Source organism: Klebsiella scottii (genome assembly GCF_036561945.1).
In the GTDB taxonomy this organism is placed as follows: Bacteria; Pseudomonadota; Gammaproteobacteria; order Enterobacterales; family Enterobacteriaceae; genus Klebsiella; species Klebsiella scottii.
This window is the reverse complement of sequence record NZ_JARXNI010000019.1, coordinates 162,847-185,830: the sequence shown is the minus strand read 5'-3', so window position 1 is coordinate 185,830 and position 22,984 is coordinate 162,847. Positions and strand designations below refer to the sequence as shown.

Below are 22,984 nucleotides of genomic sequence, written 5' to 3'. Positions count from 1 at the left end.
CGCGTCATACGGGGGTTAAAAGCGGTATTCGATGCCACCCTGCACGGTGCGGCCGCGGCCTAAGGTATTGCCCAGGGTTTCGCCGTAGCTGACCACGTAGGCGCGGTTGGAGACGTTCTCCACGGAGCCGCGCAGCGTCAGGTTGTCAGTCACGCGGTAGCTGGCGTAAAGGTCAAACAGGGTGTAGCGCGGCCAGTCGGCCAGATAGGGGTAGTTGCTCGGGACGCTGTGATCCTGATAGCCCGGCGCAAAACGCACCGTGACGCCGGCGTCGAGCTTGCGGTCAAAGGCGCGTCCGCCGAGGGTAAACGAGCCGCGATCGCCGGGGAGGAACGCGGCGGAGCTGAACTGGCTGCCGCCGTCGCAGGTCACGAAGTTGTTCGCCTCATCATTATCTTCCCAGTACCAGTTATTGGCGCTGCCGGCGCCCTGCTGCTTCCCGCCCAGCCACGCTTTCCGCGAGCAAAACTCGTTTTTACCGATCATGTGCGTGTAGGTGAAATCGGTATAAACAAAGCCCGCATCGTAATTCAGCTGATACTCGATCCCGCGGAAACGGGTGCTGTTGAGGTTATTGACGTACGCGGTGTTGCCCAGCCCCGGCTGCGTGATGCCCGGCTTTTCGCGGTTAATCGCCATGCTGATATAGTTCGACACCTTGGTATCGAAGTAGGCCACTTTGACCGCCAGGCGATCCTCCTCCTGCAGCAGACCGCCTTTCAGCAGGTTCACCCCCACTTCCCAGGCGCGGGAGCGTTCCGCCTGCAGGAACGGGTTGGGGTACTGCGTGGAGTCGCCGTGGGCGCTGCCGCTGGTCAGGGTTTCAGTGATGGCCGGCGGACGCCAGGAGCGGCCGTAGGTGGTATACAGCTCCAGCCAGTCGACGCCCGGCTTCACCGCCAGCGCCAGCGTCGGCGAGACGCGGGACTCTTCGCGATCCACCAGCCATTCATGGTAAGAGCTGGAAATGAGGCAGCCGCTCAGACGACGCGAGGTGCAGGGGTTATCAATGGTGTAAGTCGCTTCGGGGTAGTTCATGCCGGTGGTGCCGCGCAGACGATAGCGGTCATAGCGCAGCCCGCCTTCGACGGTGAGCCAGTCGTCGTACTCGTAGGTCAGCGTGGAGAACAGGCTGAATATCGACCGATTTCCGCCGGGCGTCACGCCCTCCATATCCTCAGACGTTGAGCGGCTGGTGGCTTTGTCATAGTAAAACTCGGCGCCGTAGTTCGCCTTCAGCGTATGCTCCGCGGCCAGCGAGAAGTGCGAGGTGTTTTGCAGCTGGGCGCCGTAGGTGCGCAGGCGGGTTTGCGTCCAGTAATCGTCCGTCGTCCCGCTGCCGTAAGTATCGCTGTTCGAGTCGGTATCGACGTAGTAGAGCTTGGCGTGCAGATCGAGCCAGTCGCGATCGTAGGGCGCGAGGCTGTAGTCGAGGGCGACGTTGCGCGCCATCACCACGTCGTAGCCGCTCTGCTTCCAGCCCAGCGTCCGGTCATCGCCTTCGCCGACGGCGGTCAGGGTGCTGGCCGTCGGCGAGCTCACCTGGGTTTGCAGATAGCTTAGCTGCAGACGCTGGTTAGCGGGCAGATTCCAGCCCACCTTCGCCATACGCGACAGCATCTTGTAGCGGCTATCGGTAATCTGATTGTTTTTTAAGGCGCTGGCATAGCGATCGTAGTTGCCGGTGTCGTTGTTGACGCGAATGTCGCCGATATCGCCTTTATTACCCGGCCAGTAGTCGCTCAGGTGGCGCTCGCTGGCGGCCAGCAGAATATCTCCCGTCTCATTGCCCCACGCCAGCGCGCCGCTGCCGATAAAGCGGGTGCCGTTATCGCCGGTGCTGGCGTGCAGCTTGCCGCCCAGCTCTTTGCCGTCATAGATAAAATCGCTGGCATTCAGGGTGTTAAAGGTGGCGATGCCGCCCAGCGTGCCGGCGCTGCCCATGCCGCCGGTGGTGCCTTTTTCGACGGTGACCCCGCTCAGCAGCTCCGGATCGATATACATGGTGCCATTACGCTGACCGTGGCCGCTTTTCTGGAAATTCTGCCGCATCCCGTCGATGTTCATGTTGACCCGGCCATAGTCCTGCATCCCGCGAATATTCACCGACAGGGCCGGATCCTGCTGGCTCACGCTGGAGTAAACGCCGGCGGTCTGTTCGAGGATATCCGCCGCGTGCCGAGCCGGCCGGTCGTCCATCTTCTTGCGGTCGATCACGCTGACGGAGCGAGGCTGTTCGTAGACCCAGTCATCCGCGGAATAATTTAAGGTGGCGGTAACGGTCAAGGTATCGTCATTCACCGGCCCGCCGATGCGGGTTTCATCGGCGCGCTTCGTGCGGAGAATAATCTGCCCGTCGGCGGTAAATTCCGGCGCCACGGCGTTGTTGCCAATCAGCTGACGTAGCGCGGCGGCGATCGGCATCGTGCCGTTAAGCGACTGCGACTTCATCCCCTGCACCGTGCGGTCTTCAAAAAAGATCTGCACGCCGGACTGCTCGCCAAATCGTAGCAGCGCGCTTTGCAGGGATTGCGGGGGAATAGCGAAAGTTTTGCTCTGTTTTACCGCTTCCGTTGCCGCCGACGCGGCCTGGCTTAGCGCAGGCGCGGTCAGCGCTAACGTCAGCGATATGGCAAAAGCAAGGCGACGACGGCTTTTGCAAAATTGGGGCTGTAATGGGTGCATGTGTGTACTCGATTATCGTTGATAATGGTAATCAATCTCATTCAACAATAAAGACGAACGACGTACACAAACCCGTAAAAATTTTTTAGAAAAAGTAAAAATATAAAAATGGGGCCACAAAAACCCCCGCAGGACCTAGTACAGGAGCGTCATTCCCGGCAGCGTCACCTGCTTCGCCCCCAGCGTCTGGCGCAGGGTTTCAACGGCGCGTTCAGGCTGCTTGAGCGCAAAAGCGCCGCTGACGGTCCGCTTTCTCAGCGTCGGGTTGACGACGATAACCGTTTGGTTCTGGTAGCGATTTATCTGCGCCACCGCCTCGCTTACCGGCTGCTTGTCGATAATCAGCCAGCCGCGCCGCCAGGCGAACTGCGCCGGCGAAACCGGCCGCCGCGTCAGGCTATTATCGGCATAGCGCGCGCCCTGCCGTTCAGCCAGCACCAGCGATTGCCCTTTATAGCTGACCCGCACGCTGTGCTCATGCACCGCCACGTCCGCTCCGCTGCCGTCAATATCGACGCTGAACTGCGTCCCTAATGCCTGCGTAATGCCGCCGTTCGCCTCTACGCGAAAGGGGCGCATCTCGCTGGCGCCGACCGGGGCCACGGTAAACCAGGCGTGTCCGGAGAGGAGCGTAACGCGCCGCTCCTTTGCATTGAAATGCAGCTCGATGGCGCTGCGGCTATCGAGATCGACCCGGCTGCCGTCCGGCAGCGTCACCTGGCGAATTTCGCCGGCGGCGGTGTAATAATCGGCCTGCCAGCGCAGCCAGGCGTCGGGAAGCATCAACAGTACCGGCAGGGACGCCAGCACGACGACGGCGGCCGTCGCCCAGTGGCGCCAGCGGGGACGAGCGATCGCCGCCGGCGGAACGGGCAAAGGCAAAGGAACCACCGTGGGAGATAGCGTATCCGCTCCGCAGGCGGCCGGGGCCGATCGCGGCAATGTTCCGAGCATAAGCCACAGCTGCTGCGCCTGAATCAGCGCGTCGGCATGCTGCGGATCTGCATCCCGCCACGCGACCATCGCCCGCTCCTCATCATCCGTCAGCGACCGCTCGGCCATTTTCACAGCCCATAGCGCGGCCTGCTGACGTATTGCCTCACTCAACTGACTCATTTCACTGCTTCCTGACTATCCGGGTTAATCATTAAGACGTTTGAACCAGGTAAAACCCGTAAAAAAAATGCCATTATTTCTGTATTCCGCACATCAGGGTTGCCAGCGCCTGCGCCAGATGTTTTTCTACGGTGCTGAGCGATACGCCCAGCCGCGTCGCAATTTCCGCCTGCGGCAGCCCCTCAAGCCGGCTAAGACGAAAAATAGCCTGCGTCCGTTCCGGCAGATTCAGCAGCTGGCCGATAATCCTCTCAACCTGCTGCTGGTCAATCGCGCGCTGTTCAGCGCCCGGATCGTCGCTGGGAAAGTGGGCCATCTCATCATCGCTGAACGCCATGGTTTGCCGCCGCTGCTGCTGGCGGTAATGATCGAACAGCAGATTCCTCGCCGTACGGAACAGATAGGATTCACTGTCCTGAATTTTTCCCTGTGGATAATGTTCGGAGAGGCGGGCAAAACTCTCCTGCATCAAATCGTCAGCCAGCTGCGCATCGTGCAGTTGGCTTTTCAGATACGCCAACAGCGGCTGGGCATGACGCTCAAACAGCACCTGCAGCTCAATATTGGACATTAACTTTTCCCTGAAGAGCCTGCATCAAAGCCACTATAAATCACATAAATGATTCTCATTTTCAATAAGCTTTTTAGCCGCATCTGCGTCGGAAGAGTTCGGAGGGAGGCTGGCGCCGGCAACCGGCCGGCGCCAGCTTTATCAATCATGGCCTATTTTCGAGGTCAGGCGGGCGGGTAAAGCGGTGAATCGAGGCTGCGCGCGGCGTTAACGGGAGCGGCGGTTCCGGACCGAGTTTATTGGCGATCCCGCCAGCATCATCCCCGCTCTCGCGAGCTTAGCGCTCGTCGGCTTCCTCCAGCGGAACGATGCGCCACTCATTCGGCTGCTGTCCGGGTGAAATCCACATCGGCACCACGTTACCAAGCCGGATGCCGTAGGGCGTACCGAGCGCATGGCGGCGCAGCACCCGAAACACGCCGGAATGGGCGATAATCAACGGGCGCTCGTACTGCGTCAGGATCGTATTTAGCGCGCCGGTCACGCGGTGGCAAAACGCTTCCCAGCTTTCCCCGCCCGGCGGCGTCTCTTCATACGGCGGCTGTTCGCTCCACGGACGCCGTTCTAACTCCCCCCAGTCCCGCTCGCGCAGATCGTCGAACACCGTATAGGGCACGTCGGGGAGCGCCAGCTCGGCCGTTTGTCGCGCGCGCAGCAGCGGGCTGACGGCGATGCCGTTCCAGCGATAGCGCCCCAGCAGCGGACGAACCTCCTGCGCCTGCAGCTCGCCCTCTTCGGTGAGCGGTACGTCCGTGCTTCCGCCGATTAATTTATCCCGGTTAAGGGCCGTTTCGCCGTGGCGAACGAAGACAAAAGGCTTACAGATTATTGGCATAGTTCCATCTCGATCGTCGGATGAGTCATAATTTGGCAGCTCAACGCCTGCTGCCACAGAAGCGGGTTGTCAATGGCGGTAAACAGCGGCGCGAAATAGCGGCAGGAGAGCTGAGAGATCAGCGTTTGCAGACAGCTGACGGTGGGGTGCACATTCCAGCGGCAAAAATCGACGTCGCCTGCCAGCCACTGCTGGTGAGCGAGCTGATTCAGGTGGCCGGTAAACAGGGTTCGATGCTGAAAATCCTCCCGTGCCCGCAGCGCGCCCGCCATGCCGCTCATGCCGTCGGGGTCGGCGGCCAATACCAGCGGCGCGTGGGGCGAAAAGACCGGAAGCGCCGCGGCCAGCGCCCGCAGCTCTGCGGCGACGCCATGCTGCAGGCTGCCATCGTCATGCTCCGCCATCTGCGCCAGCATGCTCAGGCAGGCGGCGTCCATGGCGACGTTCGGCCGCCGCTCGCGGGCCATAAACAGCGCCAGCTCGGCGGCGCGTCCGGAAGGCGGCACCGGGCATAGGGTCGGCTGCAGCAGATGCGCGCGCAGCTTTTCCCGCTGCCGGCTTTGCGGCACATCGTATAAACCGTAGGAGGCATCCACCAGCGCCAGGCGCGCGGGCGGCGGAACATCAAAGCGGAACAGCAGGGATTCCATACTGATATCACCGCTGTAAAACAGGCCGCCCGCCACGTTCAGATGGAACCACATCCCGCCCCAGGCGTGGCCGCAGCTGCCGGTGGTCACGGTTATCTCGCCGAGGGAAAACTGACCGCGCACCGCTACCGGGTGGACGTTGCGCCCCGCAGGCAGCGCCTGGCCGGTGACGGCGCTGCAGTAGATGGGAATTTCCGCCGGCAGACGGCTCAGCCCGGCAATATGATCCACATGATCGTGGCTTAACAGAATCGCGTCGATATCCGCCGGGACCGGCCACGGCGCCTCATCCGGCTCCAGCGCGCCGCCGGCATCCAGCAGGATGCGCTGGCGCTGCGTGCTCAGCAAAATAGCCGCCGGAGCCTTGCGGTTTAAGCCGCTAATGATTTCGATCTTCACGCCCTTCACGCCGCCTCCAGACGCCAGCCCTGGGTCAGCCGTACGCGGACGCTCTGCTGCGCCTGCAGCGGCGAGTGGTGGAAGGCGCTCAGCGACTGCCCGTCAGCGAGGCGCAAATCCACCAGATAACGCTCTCCCTGATAGATACAGTTTTCTACCTCCGCGCTCAGCCCGCTCTCCGCGAGCTGCACGTGTTCCGGGCGCACCAGCACCGGCTGCGCTGCCGCATGCTGGCCCGCGGAAAATCCCTCATGCAGCAGAGCGCAGTCCAGCTGGCGCTGCTGGCCGGGTATCGCCAGCGACAGCACCTGCCCCTTACCGATAAAGCGCGCCACCCAGGCGTTTTGCGGCTGCTGATAGAGCTCCTGCGGCGCGCCCCACTGCATTAACGCGCCCTGATGCATCACCGCGATGTGGCTGGCCAGCGCCATCGCTTCCGCCTGATCGTGCGTCACGTAGACAAAGGTGGCGCCGGTACGGCGGTGAAATTCCCGGAACGTCTGCTCCATCGTCGCGCGCAGGTGCCGATCGAGGTTCGCCAGCGGCTCATCCAGCAGCACCACCTGCGGTTCGGAGACCAGACAGCGCGCCAGCGCCACCCGCTGACGCTGGCCGCCGCTCAGCTCCTGCGGCGAACGCCCGGCATAGGCCCCGAGCTCGACCACCTCCAGCGCCTCCATCACCCGCTTCTGCCGGGCGGCGCCGTTAACTTTACGCAGCCTGAGCGGATAGCCGACGTTCTCCGCCACGGTCATGTGCGGCCACAGGGCGTAGGACTGAAACACCATCCCCATATCGCGCTGCTCCGGCGGCAAATGGACGGCAGTATCCGCCAGCAGGCGATCGCCCAGCAGCAGGCGTCCATCGCTAAGCTGCTCAAGGCCGGCAAGAATGCGCAGCGTGGTGGTTTTGCCGCAGCCGCTCGGCCCCAGCAGCGCGGTGAAGGCGCCCTGCGGGATGGTCAGATTGAGATCCCGTACCACGGTCTGGTTGCCAAATACTTTACTGAGCCGCTCCAGCCTCAGTTCTGCCATGGAATCACTCCTTTGGGTAAATATCTGCCGAGCGCGCTGAGCAGCAGCATCACCACCGCCACCAGCGCCACCACCAGTACCGAAACCGCCGACGCCAGCACCTTATCTCCGCTCTCATCAAGATTGAAAATCATCACCCCCAGCGTCTCTTTCCCGGCGCTCCACAGCAGCGCCGATACCGTCAGCTCGTTGACGGCGGAGAGGAACACCAGCAGCGCGCCGGCAAACGCCGCCGGCGCCATCAGCGGCAGTACGATGTGGCGCAGGCGCTGCGAAACGTTCGCTCCGGCGAGGCTGGCGGCCTCCTCCATCGCCGGGTCCAGCTGCAGCATGCTGTTGTGTACCGGCTTCAGGCAGACGGTGAGAAAACGGGCAAGATAGGCGAAAAAGATAATCGTCAGCGTGCCGATGAGGCTGATATTCAGCAGCGGCAGCGGGCGGGCAAACAGCAGAATGCAGGCAATTGCCAGCACCACGCCGGGCAGGGTGTAGGGAATATCGATAAGGTTGTGCAGCCAGCGCAGCGGCCGGGAAGGATGGCGCACCAGCAGCCACGCCAGCGGCAGGCTGAGCAGCATCAGCACCGCCGCGGCGCTAATCGAGAGCAGCATGCTATTGCTCAGCGCCCGCCAGGTGGCGCTCTGCGCATCAACGACTCCGCGCCAGGCGGCAAAGGTCAGCGTCTCGCCGTTGAGCGGCACGCCGAGCGTCGGCACCAGCGAGGTGGCGATCAGCGCCAGCAGCGGCGCGACCAGAATAGCGAACAGCACGACGCCCAGCAGCGCCTCCGTCGCCAGCCGCCACTTACCCAGCGAGAACCCCAGCGCGCGCCCCGCCATCCCAATCAGCGGCAGCGCGTAGCGGCGCTGCATATGGCCCTGGACGATAACAATCCCGATCGCCAGCACGCCCATCAGCACCGACAGCGCCGCCACCTCATTAAGCATCGACGGGCCGAAGCTGGAGAGCGTCTGGTAGATATAGACCGGCAGCACAAACAAAGAGATCGGGATCCCCAGCATCGCCGGAATACCGAAGTTGCCGAGCGCGGAAACAAAAGCAATCGCCGCCCCGCCCCATAACGCCGTGCGGCACAGCGGCAGCACGATATCGAAAAAGACCCGCCACAGCGAGGCGCCGTTGAGCCTGGCCGCTTCGATATGCTCCTTCGGCAGGCACTGCAGCTGCGTGCGCAGGGCCAGAAACACCAGCGGCGCATGCTGAATGCCGAGCAGCAGGGCGATGCCCTCGGCGGAGTAGAGCGGATTAGCGCTGCCAAATCCCGGCGCCAGGCCGATGCTGTTGAGCAGAATGCTGCTCGGCCCGAAGAGCTGCAGCCAGCTCAGGGCGGTGACCTGCGGCGGGATCATCATCGGCAGCATAAACAGGAACACCCACACCGGCTTAAAGCGGATATTGGTCAGCGCCAGGCAAAAGGCGAACAGGCTGCCAAGCAGCAGCGAGATCAGCGTTCCCAGCCCGCTGGTATACAGGCTGTTATACAGCGCGGTCCAGGTGGCGGGATTGCTCAGCACGCGCCACAGGCTGCTGTCGCTGCCCTGCCGCCAGTCGATCAGCGCCGCGATAAGCAGGCGCAGGCTGGGCAGCAGGCTGACCAGCGCCACGAGGCATAATAATAGCCACAGCAGCCCCTTCAGCGAGCTGCCGCCGGCGTTTTGCCGCAGAGTCATATCGCTCATCAATTAACGGCTGCCGAACAGGTCGGCAAAGCGCTTTTTGTTAGCCTCGGTATCGGCCAGCGCTTTGGCGGCGTCGAACGGCATCAGCTTAATGCTGTCGCGCGGCGGGAAGCCCTTCGGCACCGGCAGAGAAGCATCGGCCGGCAGGTAGCCCTGCTGCAGCACCAGCCTCTGCCCCTCCGTCGAGAGTAAGAAGTCGATAAACGCCTTCGCGGCCTGCGGGTTTTTGGCGTTCTTCAGCATCGCCACCGGCTCGGTCACGATGCTGACCCCCTCTTTCGGGAAGGTAAATTCGATGGGCGCGCCCTTGGCCTTTTCGCGAATGGCCATGTAGTCCACCAGCACGCCGTAGGCCTTACTGCCGGAAGCGATGGCGTTCATCACCGCGCCGTTGCCGCTTTGCGGCATCGCGCCGTTCGCTTTTAGCTTCTCGTAGTATTGCCAGCCGAGATCGGGAGCGTTCATCAGCGTGGCCTGATGGATCTGCGCCGCGCCGGAGTAAAGCGGGCTGGGCAGCGTGGTCATATTCTTCAGCTCCGGCTTCAGGAGATCCAGCCAGGAGGTCGGTTTAACCGGCGCTCTGGTATTCCAGGCGATGCCGGTGGTGATCAGCTTAGTGCCGTAGTAGTAGCCGTCTTTATCGTACAGCTGAGCGTCAAAGCGGGCGGCCTGCGGCGAGCGATAGCCGGCCAGTAAGTTCTGCTGCTTCAGGGCCTCCATGGTGACGCTATCGGCGATCAGCAGCACGTCCGGCGCGGCGGCGCCGGCGGCGAGCTCGGCCTGCAGGCGGGCGGTCAGCTTGGTGGTTCCGTCACGGATCCATTTCACTTCAATATCGGGATGCGCTTTTTCAAAGGCGCTGACGGTAGTCTGCGCGTCTTCGTTGGGCTGGCTGGTATAGAGCGTCAGCGTCGATTTGGCAAAAGCCGATGCGCTCATGATGGTCAGCAGCATCGCCGCCAGCGCGTTTTTTTTATTCATCGTTCCGTCCCCGGTGTTTTCGTTGCGACGATTAAAACAGGGGAATCTGACAAAAATATGACCACCTTCTTTCGTAGTCATAGCTTCACATTGCCGCGCTAGCATGGCCGAAAATAGCGTGGCAGGAAGGGAATATGACACCGGAAACCCGTCGCAGCGCCATTGTCGCGCTGGCGACAGAACGCGGCGAAATCAGCATTGAAGCGCTCTCCAGACACTTTGGCGTATCGCTGCAGACCATACGCAGCGATCTGCGTGACTTAACGGCGCAGGGGCTGCTGCTGCGCCGCCACGGCCTGGTCGCGCCTTTCGCGCGCGAAAACATCGCTTATCAGCAGCGGGAGATCGTCAATATCAACGGCAAACGCTGGATTGGCGAGCAGGTTGCGCAGCTGCTCTGCGGGGCGCAAAGCTGCTTCCTCGGCACCGGCACCACGGTGGAGATGGTGGCGCACGCCCTGCCGAAGAGCGTTTCTCTCGCCGTCTTCACCAATAACCTGCACGCGGCGCAGCCCCTCAGCCAGCTTCCCGACTGTGCGCTGACGATAGCCGGCGGACGTATCCGCAAGCGCGATCTGGATATTATCGGCGGCGACGCCCTGGCGTTCTTTAGCCGCTACCGGGTTGATATTGGCGTGGTGTCCGTCGGCGGCATCGACGAAGCCGGCGAGCTGTACGATTTTAACGATGATGAAGTGGTGGCGCGGCGGGCGTTAACCGCCGGCGCGGACGTCACGGTGCTGGCAATCGACAGCACCAAGTTTGGCCGCACGGCGCTGTGCCGCAACGGCCACGTCGGCGATTTTGACTATGTCGTCAGCGAGCGTCCCCCGACGGCGCAGCAGCGGACGGGGCTGGCCCAGCGCCGGACGCAATGGCTGTGCCGCGACGCCGCCGTTGCCCTGACGCCGTACGGCGAGTAGGCGTCTACTCCAGATGTTTACGCTTAAACTGGCCGGCGTCGATGTCATACTGCTTCATCTTGCGCCACAGCGTGGTACGCCCGATATTCAGCAGCTGCGACATCTCCTGGACCCGGCCGCTGGTCACGCGGGCGGCGTGGATAATCGCCTCTTTTTCAATGGCGCTAAACGTCAGGCTGGCGGGGAGCAGCGAAGAGGAAGTGTCGGTGCCGGTACGTTCGGTAAACAGGTACTCCGGCAGGTTGCTCAGGCGAACGTGCCCGTTGTCGCTGCTGATCGCGACGTTTTCAATAATGCTGTTCAGTTCAAAATCATTTCCCGGCCAGGAGTAGTTCACCAGCTGCGCCAGGGCGTCATCGTCCACCTTCAGGCGCGACGAGAAGCGCTTTTCCAGGCTCCGCAGACGGTTATGCACCAGCGAGGTGATGCTGTTGCGCCGCGCCCGCAGCGGGGGAATCACGATCTCAAACGAGTGCAGCGCGTAGTACAGCTGGCGGCTAAAGCGGTTCTGCTCCACCAGGTTGGCGAGGTCGACGGTGGTCGTCGCGATCACCTTCACGTCCACCGGGATCAGGCGCCGGGCGTCGAGGCGGGTTAATACGCCCTGCTTAATGACCTGCAGCAGCGCCGACTGCAGCTCCGGCGCCAGGTACTCGATTTTTTCCAGAAACAGGGTGCCGCCGTTGGCCAGCTCCAGCCGGCTCAGGCGGCCGTTTTCGTCGTCGGTCGGCGCGCTGCCCATAAAATCCTGCCCGAGCGCGCCGTCGGCGTACAGCTGGCAGTTCACCGCAATATAGGGGCCGCCCGCCCGCTCGCTTTCATTATGGATGGCCTGGCTGAGCAGCTCTTTGCCGACGCCCTCTTCCCCGCACAGCAGCACAGGAAAAGCGCCTCTCGCCGCCTGGCGGCCAAAATGAATCAGGCGCCGGGTTTCCGGATCGTCCGCCGACATCTGCTCAAAGGTGTGGCTCACCTTGCCCAGCTGGCTGGTCATCAGCTGGCGCATCTGTTCCACCGGGTGCAGCAGCAGAATAAAGCTGTTGCCCTGCTCTTCGACAATCGGCTTCAGCGTGATCACGGCATCGACAAACTGGTGCTGGCTTTCGAAGGTGACTTCCACATGATTCAGCCCGCGCGCGTGCTTAATCGCCCTGCGCAGCAGCGCCGGCAGCGTCACCAGCTCGTTAATATTGCGTCCCTGGCTGGCCTGCACATCGAGATGCAGCAGCGTCGCGGCCCGCGCGTTGAGAAACTGCAGAACCCCCTGCTCGTTCCACGCCATCACCCCGTCATCCATGCTTTCCAGCAGGCCGTACATCTGATTAAGGTGCCGATTGGACTCGGCCAGCAGGCTGTCGGTCAGCAGAGAGTTCCCCACCTCGCGGGCAATCGCGAGGGTCAGCGATAAATCCGACGTCGCCTGCTGTTCCGTCAGGCAGCACAGCGAGATAGAGCCAAACAGCCGGCCGTGGTTATCAAACACCGGCGTCGAGCTGAACGACCACGGCCGCAGCGCCTGCTTAAAGTGGCTGTCGCCGGCGGTTTTCACCGGCTGTCCGAGCATGGAGGCCAAAGAGAGCGCGCAGCTGCCGATAATGCTTTCCGCGCAGTAGCTGCCGTCACGAAAGCCCAGCTCAGCAAGCTGGTCAAGGGTTTGCGGATCGCCGCAGCGGCTGAGAATACAGGCGGACTCATCGAGGATAAACAGCCCGCAGGGGCGGTTATCCATAAACTCCCAGGCATCCTCCAGCGCGGCCTGGCCAATCGTCAGCAGCGCGGTCTTGCGCCGACAGATGGATTCAAACGTCAGCCCCTGCGCCTGGTGCGGCGCCTGCCAGGTTTCCCGCTGCATAAACTTGCTGCAACGATGCCATGACTGGGTTATCACCGAAGAAAAGCTCTGAGTCTGCGCAGTCATATCCATTTCCGCTGTGTTAAAAACGACAACCCCTCCGGCAGAAGCTGCCGAAGGGGAGAAGAGGTCTCTTTACTCTCCAGAGAAGAGACTTACCGGCACGCTATCACCGCGCCAGCCACTGCTGCCCCAGCAGGTCGGCGGTCAGAATCGCGGCGTAGACGCTGCTGGCGGTAACCGGGAACGGCATATTGTGGATGGTTTCGCCCGGCGCGCAGGTCGCCTGCGCCACGGCCGCAATTTTCCCTTCAATGCCCTCCTTCACGCCCATTTGCGCAAGGGTCACCGGCAGGCCCACTTTCTGGCAGAAGTTCAGCACCGTTTCAATCTCTTCCAGCGGGCTGTTTTGCAGCACCAGCTGGGTCAGGGTACCAAACGCCACTTTTTCGCCGTGGTACAGATGGTGACACTCTTCCAGAATGGTAAAGCCGTTATGGATCGCATGCGCGCCGGCGAGGCCGCTGCTTTCAAAGCCGATACCGCTGAGGTAGGTATTGGCTTCCACGATGCGTTCCAGGGCATCGGTCACCACCCCCGCCTGGGCGGCAAGACGCGCCTTTTCACCCTCGGCCAGCAGCGTATCATAGCACAGGCGCGCCAGGCTCAAGGCCGCCGCCGTGGACTGCCCGCCCGCCATGCTGGTTGCCCTGGCATCAAAACAGGCCTTCGCTTCAAACCAGGTGGAGAGCGCATCGCCCATCCCGGCCACCAGCAGGCGCACCGGCGCTTTGGCGATAATCGCCGTATCCATCACCACCATATCCGGGTTTTTCGGATAGATCAGATACTCTTCAAACTCGCCCGCTTCGCTGTAGATAACCGACAGCGCGCTGGTTGGCGCATCGGTCGAGGCGATGGTGGGGATAACCACCACCGGCAGCTTCTGGTAAAAACCGATGGCTTTCGCCGTATCGAGGGTCTTGCCGCCGCCAATCCCCACCACGCCGCGGCAGCCGTGCTGCTGCAGAATCGCGATCAGGCGGTTGATTTCCGCATGGCTGCATTCACCGTTAAAGCGCTCGGCATGGCAGCTAATATTGTGGCTATGCAGGCCGTTAAGCACCTTGTCTCCCGCCAGCTTCATGACGAAGTCGTCGGCAATCACGAAAAAGCTGTCCGCCAGGTTTTTGGCGTACTCGCCAAACAGCGTGGATGCATCGGGTCCCTGGAGATATTTGGCTGGAGATTGAATAACTTTTAGCATTCCTTTCATCCTCAAATAAGAGCCTATCCCACCAGGCGTAATTGGCGTAGCCAGTTTGAACACGGACAGCGGGAGAAACCGGAGCGTACACGTAGTACGTGAGGATTTCGAGCACTGCCCAGGTTCCAAATGGCAAGTAAAATAGCCCTAATGGGATAGGCTCTAAGTGCATGTTTTTACATAATGAGCCCTGGCGCCACTCCGCTCCGCCTTCTGCTAATGAGGGGAACGGGAGCGCTACCGGAGCGATGCAACCACTGTAGGGCGAGCGGAGAACAAAAAAATCTTTCGTAATTTTGTTCTGATATGGAACAGAGAAAATTTTTTTGCGTTTCATATTGAAACATTAATCATCATGAAACGCCGGGATTGCGATCCCGATCCGCCCGTGCGGCGTAAATTTGCCCGGCAAACAGCATAGCTCACCGGGAAATCGGCCCCTGGCCGCGAAAAAAAACTAAAAACCCGCTTCGCCATCGCCGCTTATCCGCCTCGCGGCGGTATGAAAAAAACCGCTCTGGGTCGCATTTTGCTTTTTTCTTCGCAATAAACGTTTCATTACGGAACATTTATCAGCAATCACGTTCCGTAATGAAACCCTCTTCGGGCAGATTTTTTTTTTCGCTAACTCAGCCAGAATCACTACATCGCCGGACAGCGCTTATCGGCTGGCGAACCCCTACACGATGACCGCCTCCGCCAGCAGAGAGGCTGCATCGAACCACTGCGACGGAGCATAAAGATGAAAAAACTGATTAACCGTGTCGAAGATGTCCTGAGCGAACAGCTGGCGGGCCTGGCGAAGGCCCATCCCGAATTAACGCTGCATCAGGACCCGGTGTACGTCACCCGCGCCGATGCGCCGGTTGCCGGAAAAGTGGCGCTGCTCTCCGGCGGCGGCAGCGGACATGAGCCAATGCACTGCGGCTACATCGGCCAGGGCATGCTCTCCGGCGCCTGTCCCGGGGAGATCTTCACCTCGCCGACGCCGGATAAAATGTTTGAATGCGCGATGAATATCGACGGCGGCGAAGGCGTGCTGCTGATTATCAAAAACTACACCGGCGATATTTTGAATTTCGAAACCGCCGCCGAGCTGCTGCATGAGAGCGGCGTCAAGGTCACCACCGTGGTTATCGATGATGACGTGGCGGTGAAGGACAGCCTCTATACCGCCGGTCGCCGGGGCGTAGCCAACACCGTGCTGGTTGAAAAGCTGGTGGGCGCCGCCGCCGAGCGCGGCGACTCGCTGGAAGCCTGCGCCGAGCTGGGCCGCAGGCTCAACAACCTCGGCCACTCCATCGGCATCGCCCTCGCGGCCTGCACCGTTCCGGCCGCCGGGCAGCCCTCTTTTGAGCTGCAGGATAATGAAATGGAGTTCGGCGTCGGCATCCACGGCGAGCCGGGGATTGACCGCCGCGCCTTCAGCTCCCTCGACCAGACCGTGGACGAAATGTTCGCCACCCTGCTGGAAAACGGTACCTACAGCCGCACCCTGCGCCAGTGGGACCCGGCCAAAGGCAGCTGGCAGGACGTCCAGCAGAGTAAACAGGCGCTACAGAGCGGCGACCGCGTTATCGCGCTGGTCAATAACCTCGGCGCCACGCCGCTATCGGAACTGTACGGCGTCTACAACCGCCTCGCCGAACGCTGCGAGGAGAGCGGGATCGCTATCGCCCGCAGCCTTATCGGTAGCTACTGCACATCTCTGGATATGGTGGGCTTTTCCATCACCCTGCTGAAAGCCGACGACGATACGCTGGCCCTGTGGGATGCCCCCGTCCATACCCCGGCGCTGAACTGGGGCCATTAAGGAGCACAACATGTCACTAAACAGAACGCAGATCGTTAACTGGCTCTATCGCTGCGGCGAGATCTTTACCAAAGAGCGGGATTTTCTTACCGGGCTGGATAAAGAGATTGGCGATGCTGACCACGGCCTGAACATGCATCGCGGCTTCAGCAAGGTGGTGGAAAAGCTGCCTTCTATTGCCGATAAGGACATCGGTTTTATCCTTAAAAATACCGGGATGACGCTGCTTTCCAACGTTGGCGGCGCCAGCGGCCCGCTGTTCGGCACCTTCTTTATCCGCGCGGCCCAGGTAACCCAGGCGCACCAGAGCCTCAGCCTCGACGAGCTGTATCAGATGATGCGCGAAGGCGCGGACGGCGTGGTCAACCGCGGCAAGGCGGAGCCGGGGGATAAAACGATGTGCGACGTCTGGCTACCGGTCGTTGAATCGCTGCGCCACTCCAGCGAACAGCATCTATCGATGCACGCCGCGCTGGATGCCGCCTGCAAGCAGGCGGAAATCGCCACCCGCTCCACCATCACCATGCAGGCGCGCAAAGGCCGCGCCAGCTATCTCGGCGAGCGCAGCATCGGACATCAGGATCCGGGCGCGACCTCGGTGATGTTTATGATTCAGGAGCTGGCTGCGGCAGCCAAAGAGTAAGGAAAAAGCGATGGTAAACCTGGTGATTGTTTCTCATAGCGCCCGGCTGGGCGAAGGTGTCGGAGAACTGGCCCGGCAGATGTTAATCGGCGACGGCTGCCGTCTGGCGATCGCCGCCGGGATTGACGATCCTGAGAACCCGATCGGCACCGATCCCATTAAGGTGATGGAGGCGATTGAATCCGTTGCCGACGCCGATCACGTGCTGGTGATGATGGATATCGGCAGCGCCCTGCTGAGCGCCGAGACGGCGCTGGATCTTCTCGATCCCGCTATCGCCGCTAAGGTTCGCCTCTGCGCGGCCCCGCTGGTCGAAGGTACGCTGGCGGCCACGGTCAGCGCGGCGACCGGTTCAACGATCGACAAGGTTATTGAGGACGCCATGAATGCGCTGGAGGCTAAGCGCGTTCAGCTGGGGTTACCGTCGCCCGCTCAGGCCGCCCCTGAGGCGACCCCCTTTGCCGAGGATGACGGCGCGCGGTCGGTTTCGGTGGTGATTAGCAACCACAACGGCCTGCACGTTCGTCCGGCCTCGCGCCTGGTGGCGGCGCTGGCCGGTTTCAACGCCGATCTGCTGCTGGAGAAAGGCGGGAAGTGCGTGGCGCCGGACAGCATCAATAAAATCGCGCTGCTGCAGGTGCGCCGCGACGACCGGCTAAGGCTGCTGGCCCGCGGGCCGGATGCCGAGGCGGCGCTGGCCGCATTCCAGGCGCTGGCGGCGGAGAACTTTGGCGAGCAGCCGGACGCCGCCCCGGCGGCTTCCGCCCCCTCCACCGCCCGTGTCCAGGGGAAGGCGCTGTTTTATCCCCTGCCGCATGCCGAGCCGAGACGGCGAAACAGCGCCAATAGCGCCAAAGAGCAGCGGCGCCTGAAGCAGGCCATTGACCAGACGCTGGCGGATCTCAACGCGCTGACCCGCCTGGCGGAGGAGCGCTATTCCGCCGATATCGCAGCCATTTTTTCCGGCCACCATACCCTGCTCGACGACCCGGACCTCTATGACGCCGCCTGCGCCATCCTGAGCAAGGAGCAGTGCTGCGCCGAGTGGGCGTGGTATCAGGTGCTGGTCGATCTCAGCCAGCAGTATCGCCAGCTGAGCGATGCCTATCTGCAGGCGCGCTATATTGATATCGAAGATCTTCTTCACCGTACGCTGCGCCATCTTCAGGGCCGCAGCGAGGTGCCGCTGGCGGTGAATGAACCGGTGATTATCATCGCCGATGATATCTTCCCCTCTACCGTACTGCAGCTCGACGCCCGGCAGGTCAAAGGGATCTGCCTGCAGGGCGGAAGCGACGTCTCCCACGGCGCGATTATCGCGCGCCAGGCCGGGATCGCCTGCCTGTGCCAGCAGGGCGACGCGTTGAAAACGCTGCACGGCGGCGATGCCATCACCCTTGATATCGCCGAAAAGCGCATTATCCGCGGGTAAGCCGTTGCCTGCCCCACTGACCTTACGCCGGAGGCACTGCCTCCGGGGACTCTGTTTTCGCTCAACCTCCAGGAACCGTTATGTCTCAATTCTTTTTTAATCAGCGCACCAGCCTCGTCAGCGACGTTATTGAAGGGGCGATTATCGCCAGCCCGTGGAATAACCTGGCGCGGCTGGAGAGCGATCCGGCGATCCGCGTAGTCGTGCGCAGCGATCTGAATAAGAGCAACGTCGCGGTGATCTCCGGCGGCGGCTCAGGTCACGAACCGGCCCACGTGGGCTTTATTGGTAAAGGCATGCTCACCGCCGCCGTCTGCGGCGATATTTTTGCTTCACCGAGCGTCGATGCGGTGCTGACGGCCATCCAGGCCGTCACCGGCGAAGCGGGCTGCCTGCTGATCGTCAAGAACTACACCGGCGATCGCCTTAACTTTGGCCTCGCGGCGGAGAAAGCGCGTCGTCTGGGCTATAGCGTCGAGATGCTGATTGTCGGCGACGATATTTCGCTGCCGGATAACAAGCATCCGCGCGGCATTGCCGGGACCATCCTGGTACACAAAGTGGCGGGCTACTTCGCCGAACGCGGCTATAACCTGGCGACCGTGCTGCGCGAGGCGCAGTACGCGGCGAACAACACCTGCAGCCTCGGCCTCGCGCTCTCCAGCTGCCACCTGCCGCAGGAGGCCGAAACGGCCCCGCGCCATCATCCGGATCGGGCCGAGCTGGGGATGGGCATTCACGGCGAGCCCGGCGCTTCGGTTATCGCTACCCAGAACAGCGGGCAGATTATGCAGCTGATGGCGGAGAAGCTGACCGCGGCCCTGCCGGCAACCGGCCGCCTGGCGGTAATGCTCAATAATCTCGGCGGCGTGTCGGTCGCGGAGATGGCGATCCTCACCCGCGAGCTGGCCAATACCCCGCTCCATCAGCGCATTGACTGGCTGATTGGCCCGGCTTCGCTGGTCACCGCCCTGGATATGAAAGGCTTCTCGATTACCGCGATCGTGCTGGAAGAGAGCATTGAGAAAGCACTGCTGTCCGAGGTGGAAACCGCCAGCTGGCAGAAGCCGGTTCAGCCGCGCGCCGTCGGCGTCATGCCCTGCTCGCTGCGCAGTAGCCGCGTGGAGTTCCAGCCTTCAGACAATAGCCTCGTTGCGGGCTATGTCGGGAAGGTGACCGCAACGCTGTCCGACCTTGAGGCCCACCTGAACGCGCTGGATGCCAAAGTCGGCGACGGCGACACCGGCTCGACCTTCGCCGCGGGCGCGCGCGACGTTGCTGACCTGCTGCATCGCCAGCAGCTGCCGCTCGCCGACCTAGCCACCCTGTTTGCGCTGATCGGCGAACGCCTGACCGTGGTGATGGGGGGTTCCAGCGGCGTGCTGATGTCTATTTTCTTTACCGCCGCCGGGCAGAAGCTGGAACAGGGCGCAGGCGTCGCCGAAGCGCTGAACGCCGGCCTGGCGCAGATGAAGTTTTACGGCGGGGCGGACGAAGGCGATCGCACCATGATTGACGCGCTGCAGCCGGCGCTGGCGTCGCTGCTGGCCGCGCCTGAAAATCTGCAGGCGGCGTTCGCTGCGGCTCAGGCCGGCGCAGAAAGCACCCTTCACGCCAGCAAAGCCAACGCCGGGCGCGCATCGTATCTGAACAGCGATAGCCTGCTGGGCAATATGGACCCGGGCGCTCACGCGGTGGCGATGGTGTTTAAGGCGCTGGCAGAGAGGCAGGATTAGTCAAACATTCCCGCAGGCGCACGGCGCCTGTGGGAATACAGGGCATTTTGGCAATGCGGCCCGGACAGGACGTTAGCCGCGGCCCGGGACTTCATGGCATCCGCTTATTTACTGTGCCAGTAGGCCTGCGAGCGCACCAGTTGCGGGTCGATCTCTTCCCCTTTAAAGCGCTCAAGCAGCGATTTCACCACCGCGCCTTCGCCGGTCACCCAGATAAAGTAATCCTCAGCCGGGACGCTCACCTGCGCCAGACGTTCGGCCACCGCGGCGGGGTTATGGCCCACCACCCACTCGATATTGAAGCCATCAAAATCCGCCAGATAGTCTTTATAAGACTCATCGCCAATGGTGACGATCGCCGTAACCTGCGGTTGAACCGGCAGCTGGCTTAATGCCTGCAGGCGACGAAGCAGCGCGGGCATCCCGGACTCATCGCCGACATACAGCTGCCAGGCGTAGTCTTCCGGCACCACCAGCGAACCGCGCGGCCCGCCAATCACCAGCTTATCGCCGACGCTTGCCGCCAGCGCCCAGCGGCTGGCGATACCGCCGTCATGAATAAAGAAATCATAGGCCAGCTCGTGGCGTTCGGCATCGTACAGCGGCGTGTAGTCGCGGCTCGCCGGGCGCACGCCCTCGCCCCAGTTAATGCCTTCATCCGTCACCTGCGGCGGCGTAAAGGTCGCGCCCTCCTGCGGGAAAAAGAGCTTGGTATGGTCATCAAAACCCTGCGAAACGAAACCATCCAGCGCTTCGCCGCCCAGCACGATACGCTGGAAGCCAGCGCCCACGCGCTCAACGCGCAGCACGGTGAGCTCGCGGAAACGGAGTTCGTTTTGTACGCGTTGCGGATACTGCGTTTTTTTCATTGTTGTCATCATCAGCGGCCTTCGTGAAATTAAACAGATATATCTAAATACTTTGCAAATGATAATGATTGCCATTAAAAAAGAATGCAAGCTCTTTTTTGATATAGTCAAACCAAAAGACATGAAAATCCAAAAAACAAAATAAAGATAATAACTATCAATTACTTAATAAAAACAAAGCAATCAAACTTGCCATGATATTACATTTAGATATAAATTAGATATATCAAAACAGACAGGAGAAAACGATGCGCAACCATCATGAAGAAGAGCACGACTCGCGCGAGCATCACGGTGAACGTGGCGATCGCGGGCGGAGAGGCGGCGGGCGGCGCCAGCGTTTCTTCGGCCACGGCGAACTGCGGCTGGTTATCCTCGATATCCTCACCCGCAGCGCCAGCCACGGCTACGAGCTGATTAAAGAGATCGAGAGCCTGACTCAGGGCAACTACAGCCCGAGCCCCGGCGTTATCTACCCCACCCTCGACCTGCTGCAGGATCAGGGGCTGATCGGCGTTGAGGAGGAAAACGGGCGTAAAAAAATCTCGATTAGCGAAGACGGTCGCCGCCTGCACGCGGAGAATCTGCAGTCCCTGGCCGACATTCAGGAGCGTCTTCAGGCGCGGATGGTCGGCTGCGAACTTCGCAAAAATCCGCAGATGAAGCGGGCGCTGGAAAATTTTAAAGCCGTGCTGGATTTAAAAGTTAATCAGCAGGCCATCAGCGAAGCGCAGCTAAAGCAGATTATTGCCGTCATCGACCGCGCGGCGATGGAAATCTCCCAGCTCGATTAAGCTATCGCCGCGTGCCGCCCGCCAGCCGGCCCTCTTCTGCCCCAGCGTTGGGCAAAGCGCACCGCGGCGAAGCATGCGGCATAGAGCCCGCAGAGCGCATGCCGCGCCCGCTCAGGAGTAAAGCATGCCAAAAATATCGCCGGAAGATTAAATATTGCGCAATTGCGCTTTCACGCTGCGTTTATCCCGATTTTCAGCTCCTCCACCGAAGTGGCGTAATCCCTGCAATACTTAATTCAGTATCATGTGATACGCCCATCCCAGGAGCCCACTTTGAACAGGTTACCTTCCAGCGCATCGGCTCTGGCCTGTAGCGCACACGCACTGAATCTCATTGAAAAGCAAACGCTCGATCATGAGGAGATGAAAGCACTTAACCAGGAGGTCAGAGAGTACTTTAAAGAGCACGTAAATCCGGGTTTTTTAGCGTATCGAAAATCTGTTACCGCTGGCGGGGATTACGGAGCCGTAGAGTGGCAGGCGGGAAGTTTAAATACGCTTGTCGACACTCAGGGACAAGAGTTTATTGATTGTCTGGGTGGCTTTGGGATTTTTAATGTAGGGCACCGTAATCCAGTCGTTGTTTCCGCCGTAGAGCATCAGCTCGCTAAGCAACCTCTTCATAGTCAGGAACTGCTCGATCCGCTGCGGGCCATGCTGGCCAAAACGCTGGCGGCCCTGACGCCGGGCAAACTGAAATACAGCTTCTTTTCCAATAGCGGCACCGAGTCGGTCGAAGCGGCGCTGAAGCTCGCTAAAGCCTACCAGTCCCCGCGCGGCAAGTTTACCTTTGTGGCCACCAGCGGCGCCTTTCATGGCAAATCGCTGGGCGCGCTGTCTGCTACCGCCAAATCGACGTTCCGTAAGCCTTTTATGCCGCTGCTGCCGGGATTCCGTCACGTGCCGTTTGGCGACATCAACGCCATGCGCACGCTGCTCAGCGAGTGTAAAAAAACCGGCGATGACGTCGCGGCAGTGATCCTTGAGCCGATCCAGGGCGAAGGTGGGGTGATCCTGCCGCCGCAGGGCTATCTCCCCGCGGTGCGTAAGCTGTGCGACGAGTTTGGCGCGCTGCTGATCTTCGACGAAGTGCAGACCGGCATGGGCCGCACCGGCAAAATGTTTGCCTGCGAGCATGAAAACGTTCATCCGGATATTCTGTGCCTTGCCAAGGCGCTCGGCGGCGGCGTGATGCCGATTGGGGCGACGGTTGCCACCGAAGAGGTCTTCTCGGTGCTGTTCGACAATCCGTTCCTGCACACCACCACCTTCGGCGGTAACCCGCTGGCCTGCGCCGCGGCGCTGGCGACGATCAATGTTCTGCTGACGGAGAATCTGCCGGCGCAGGCCGAGCAGAAAGGCGATCTGCTGCTGGACGGCTTCCGCCTGCTGGCTCGCGAGTATCCGGAGCTGGTGAACGAAGTCCGCGGTAAAGGGATGCTGATGGCCATTGAGTTCGTGGATAACGAAATCGGCTATGACTTTGCCAGCCTGATGTTCCGCCAGCGGGTGCTGGTGGCCGGCACCCTGAACAACGCGAGGACGATCCGCATCGAACCACCGCTGACCCTGACCCTTGAGCAGTGCGAGCTGGTGCTGAAGGCGGCGCGGAACGCGCTGGCCGAGCTGCGGGTTTCAGTGGAAGAAGCCTGACGATAGCCAACAAAAAGCCCGGTGGAAGCGA

At 61.2% G+C, this 22,984-nt stretch carries 18 protein-coding genes; 7 read left to right on the top strand and 11 right to left on the bottom strand.

Annotation, left to right across the window (positions count from 1 at the left end):
* Positions 1 to 15 precede the first annotated feature (15 nt).
* The 8 genes from QFI97_RS04630 to QFI97_RS04595 form a co-directional block, all read right to left on the bottom strand.
* Positions 16 to 2,685, bottom strand: coding sequence for a TonB-dependent receptor (locus tag QFI97_RS04630; protein ID WP_346430631.1), 2,670 nt, complete (start codon positions 2,683 to 2,685; stop codon positions 16 to 18).
* 135 nt (positions 2,686 to 2,820) lie between these two features.
* Positions 2,821 to 3,801 (bottom strand): FecR family protein, encoded by a 981-nt coding sequence (locus QFI97_RS04625; RefSeq protein ID WP_331834922.1) that lies wholly within the window; start codon positions 3,799 to 3,801, stop codon positions 2,821 to 2,823.
* A 73-nt stretch (positions 3,802 to 3,874) separates the two neighbouring features.
* Positions 3,875 to 4,372, bottom strand: coding sequence for an RNA polymerase sigma factor (locus QFI97_RS04620; RefSeq protein ID WP_331834923.1), 498 nt, complete (start codon positions 4,370 to 4,372; stop codon positions 3,875 to 3,877).
* 277 nt (positions 4,373 to 4,649) lie between these two features.
* The gene (locus tag QFI97_RS04615; RefSeq protein WP_095099658.1) at positions 4,650 to 5,207 is read right to left on the bottom strand and encodes a histidine phosphatase family protein; all 558 of its coding nucleotides are present in this window, start codon (positions 5,205 to 5,207) and stop codon (positions 4,650 to 4,652) included.
* Positions 5,198 to 6,265 (bottom strand): MBL fold metallo-hydrolase, encoded by a 1,068-nt coding sequence (locus QFI97_RS04610; RefSeq protein ID WP_346430630.1) that lies wholly within the window; start codon positions 6,263 to 6,265, stop codon positions 5,198 to 5,200. Before QFI97_RS04610 ends, QFI97_RS04615 begins: the two co-directional genes overlap by 10 nt.
* A complete protein-coding gene (locus QFI97_RS04605; protein ID WP_095099663.1) occupies positions 6,262 to 7,290 on the bottom strand; it encodes an ABC transporter ATP-binding protein in 1,029 nt (342 codons plus the stop codon). Before QFI97_RS04605 ends, QFI97_RS04610 begins: the two co-directional genes overlap by 4 nt.
* Complete coding sequence (locus QFI97_RS04600) at positions 7,278 to 8,990, bottom strand: ABC transporter permease (protein WP_346430629.1); 1,713 nt, start codon at positions 8,988 to 8,990, stop codon at positions 7,278 to 7,280. The genes QFI97_RS04605 and QFI97_RS04600 overlap by 13 nt, the downstream gene beginning before the upstream one ends.
* A 3-nt stretch (positions 8,991 to 8,993) precedes the next feature.
* Positions 8,994 to 9,971: an ABC transporter substrate-binding protein gene (locus QFI97_RS04595; RefSeq protein ID WP_346430628.1), complete on the bottom strand. Its 978-nt coding sequence runs from the start codon at positions 9,969 to 9,971 to the stop codon at positions 8,994 to 8,996.
* A gap of 134 nt (positions 9,972 to 10,105) precedes the next feature.
* On the opposite strand from QFI97_RS04595, the gene QFI97_RS04590 reads away from it, so the two are divergent.
* Positions 10,106 to 10,894 (top strand): DeoR/GlpR family DNA-binding transcription regulator, encoded by a 789-nt coding sequence (locus QFI97_RS04590; RefSeq protein ID WP_346430627.1) that lies wholly within the window; start codon positions 10,106 to 10,108, stop codon positions 10,892 to 10,894.
* Between the two features lie 4 nt (positions 10,895 to 10,898).
* Here QFI97_RS04590 and dhaR read toward each other — a convergent pair whose 3' ends face one another.
* Complete coding sequence (gene dhaR / locus QFI97_RS04585) at positions 10,899 to 12,812, bottom strand: dihydroxyacetone kinase operon transcriptional regulator DhaR (RefSeq protein WP_331834929.1); 1,914 nt, start codon at positions 12,810 to 12,812, stop codon at positions 10,899 to 10,901.
* Positions 12,813 to 12,915: 103 nt separating this feature from the next.
* Positions 12,916 to 14,013, bottom strand: a complete 1,098-nt coding sequence (locus QFI97_RS04580) for a glycerol dehydrogenase (RefSeq protein ID WP_095099669.1) — start codon at positions 14,011 to 14,013, stop codon at positions 12,916 to 12,918.
* 742 nt (positions 14,014 to 14,755) lie between these two features.
* Here QFI97_RS04580 and dhaK point away from each other — a divergent pair.
* The 4 genes from dhaK to QFI97_RS04560 all read left to right on the top strand — a co-directional run bounded on the left by dhaK (position 14,756) and on the right by QFI97_RS04560 (position 19,637).
* On the top strand, positions 14,756 to 15,826 hold the full coding sequence (gene dhaK, locus QFI97_RS04575) for a dihydroxyacetone kinase subunit DhaK (protein WP_331834931.1): 1,071 nt from the start codon (positions 14,756 to 14,758) through the stop codon (positions 15,824 to 15,826).
* Positions 15,827 to 15,836: 10 nt separating this feature from the next.
* Positions 15,837 to 16,469 carry a dihydroxyacetone kinase subunit DhaL gene (gene dhaL, locus QFI97_RS04570; RefSeq protein ID WP_095099674.1) on the top strand — a complete coding sequence of 211 codons (633 nt, stop codon included), beginning with the start codon at positions 15,837 to 15,839 and terminating at the stop codon, positions 16,467 to 16,469.
* A gap of 10 nt (positions 16,470 to 16,479) precedes the next feature.
* A complete protein-coding gene (gene dhaM, locus QFI97_RS04565; RefSeq protein ID WP_095099677.1) occupies positions 16,480 to 17,901 on the top strand; it encodes a dihydroxyacetone kinase phosphoryl donor subunit DhaM in 1,422 nt (473 codons plus the stop codon).
* 80 nt (positions 17,902 to 17,981) lie between these two features.
* Positions 17,982 to 19,637 carry a glycerone kinase gene (locus tag QFI97_RS04560; protein ID WP_346430626.1) on the top strand — a complete coding sequence of 552 codons (1,656 nt, stop codon included), beginning with the start codon at positions 17,982 to 17,984 and terminating at the stop codon, positions 19,635 to 19,637.
* Between the two features lie 104 nt (positions 19,638 to 19,741).
* Here the strand turns inward: QFI97_RS04560 and QFI97_RS04555 are convergent, their stop codons facing one another.
* A complete protein-coding gene (locus tag QFI97_RS04555; protein WP_189339850.1) occupies positions 19,742 to 20,518 on the bottom strand; it encodes a siderophore-interacting protein in 777 nt (258 codons plus the stop codon).
* Positions 20,519 to 20,754: 236 nt separating this feature from the next.
* On the opposite strand from QFI97_RS04555, the gene QFI97_RS04550 reads away from it, so the two are divergent.
* Together QFI97_RS04550 and ygjG are read left to right on the top strand one after the other, a co-directional pair.
* A complete protein-coding gene (locus QFI97_RS04550) occupies positions 20,755 to 21,300 on the top strand; it encodes a PadR family transcriptional regulator (RefSeq protein ID WP_095099681.1) in 546 nt (181 codons plus the stop codon).
* 273 nt (positions 21,301 to 21,573) lie between these two features.
* Positions 21,574 to 22,953: a putrescine aminotransferase gene (gene ygjG / locus QFI97_RS04545; protein ID WP_095099685.1), complete on the top strand. Its 1,380-nt coding sequence runs from the start codon at positions 21,574 to 21,576 to the stop codon at positions 22,951 to 22,953.
* Positions 22,954 to 22,984: the final 31 nt, after the last annotated feature.

Coding starts and splice junctions, on each gene's coding strand:
- QFI97_RS04630 (WP_346430631.1), bottom strand. CDS start 2,685: ATGCACCCATTACAGCCCCAATTTTGCAAAAGCCGTCGTCGCCTTGCT.
- QFI97_RS04625 (WP_331834922.1), bottom strand. CDS start 3,801: ATGAGTCAGTTGAGTGAGGCAATACGTCAGCAGGCCGCGCTATGGGCT.
- QFI97_RS04620 (WP_331834923.1), bottom strand. CDS start 4,372: ATGTCCAATATTGAGCTGCAGGTGCTGTTTGAGCGTCATGCCCAGCCG.
- QFI97_RS04615 (WP_095099658.1), bottom strand. CDS start 5,207: ATGCCAATAATCTGTAAGCCTTTTGTCTTCGTTCGCCACGGCGAAACG.
- QFI97_RS04605 (WP_095099663.1), bottom strand. CDS start 7,290: ATGGCAGAACTGAGGCTGGAGCGGCTCAGTAAAGTATTTGGCAACCAG.
- QFI97_RS04600 (WP_346430629.1), bottom strand. CDS start 8,990: ATGAGCGATATGACTCTGCGGCAAAACGCCGGCGGCAGCTCGCTGAAG.
- QFI97_RS04595 (WP_346430628.1), bottom strand. CDS start 9,971: ATGAATAAAAAAAACGCGCTGGCGGCGATGCTGCTGACCATCATGAGC.
- QFI97_RS04590 (WP_346430627.1), top strand. CDS start 10,106: ATGACACCGGAAACCCGTCGCAGCGCCATTGTCGCGCTGGCGACAGAA.
- dhaR (WP_331834929.1), bottom strand. CDS start 12,812: ATGACTGCGCAGACTCAGAGCTTTTCTTCGGTGATAACCCAGTCATGG.
- QFI97_RS04580 (WP_095099669.1), bottom strand. CDS start 14,013: ATGCTAAAAGTTATTCAATCTCCAGCCAAATATCTCCAGGGACCCGAT.
- dhaK (WP_331834931.1), top strand. CDS start 14,756: ATGAAAAAACTGATTAACCGTGTCGAAGATGTCCTGAGCGAACAGCTG.
- dhaL (WP_095099674.1), top strand. CDS start 15,837: ATGTCACTAAACAGAACGCAGATCGTTAACTGGCTCTATCGCTGCGGC.
- dhaM (WP_095099677.1), top strand. CDS start 16,480: ATGGTAAACCTGGTGATTGTTTCTCATAGCGCCCGGCTGGGCGAAGGT.
- QFI97_RS04560 (WP_346430626.1), top strand. CDS start 17,982: ATGTCTCAATTCTTTTTTAATCAGCGCACCAGCCTCGTCAGCGACGTT.
- QFI97_RS04555 (WP_189339850.1), bottom strand. CDS start 20,518: ATGATGACAACAATGAAAAAAACGCAGTATCCGCAACGCGTACAAAAC.
- QFI97_RS04550 (WP_095099681.1), top strand. CDS start 20,755: ATGCGCAACCATCATGAAGAAGAGCACGACTCGCGCGAGCATCACGGT.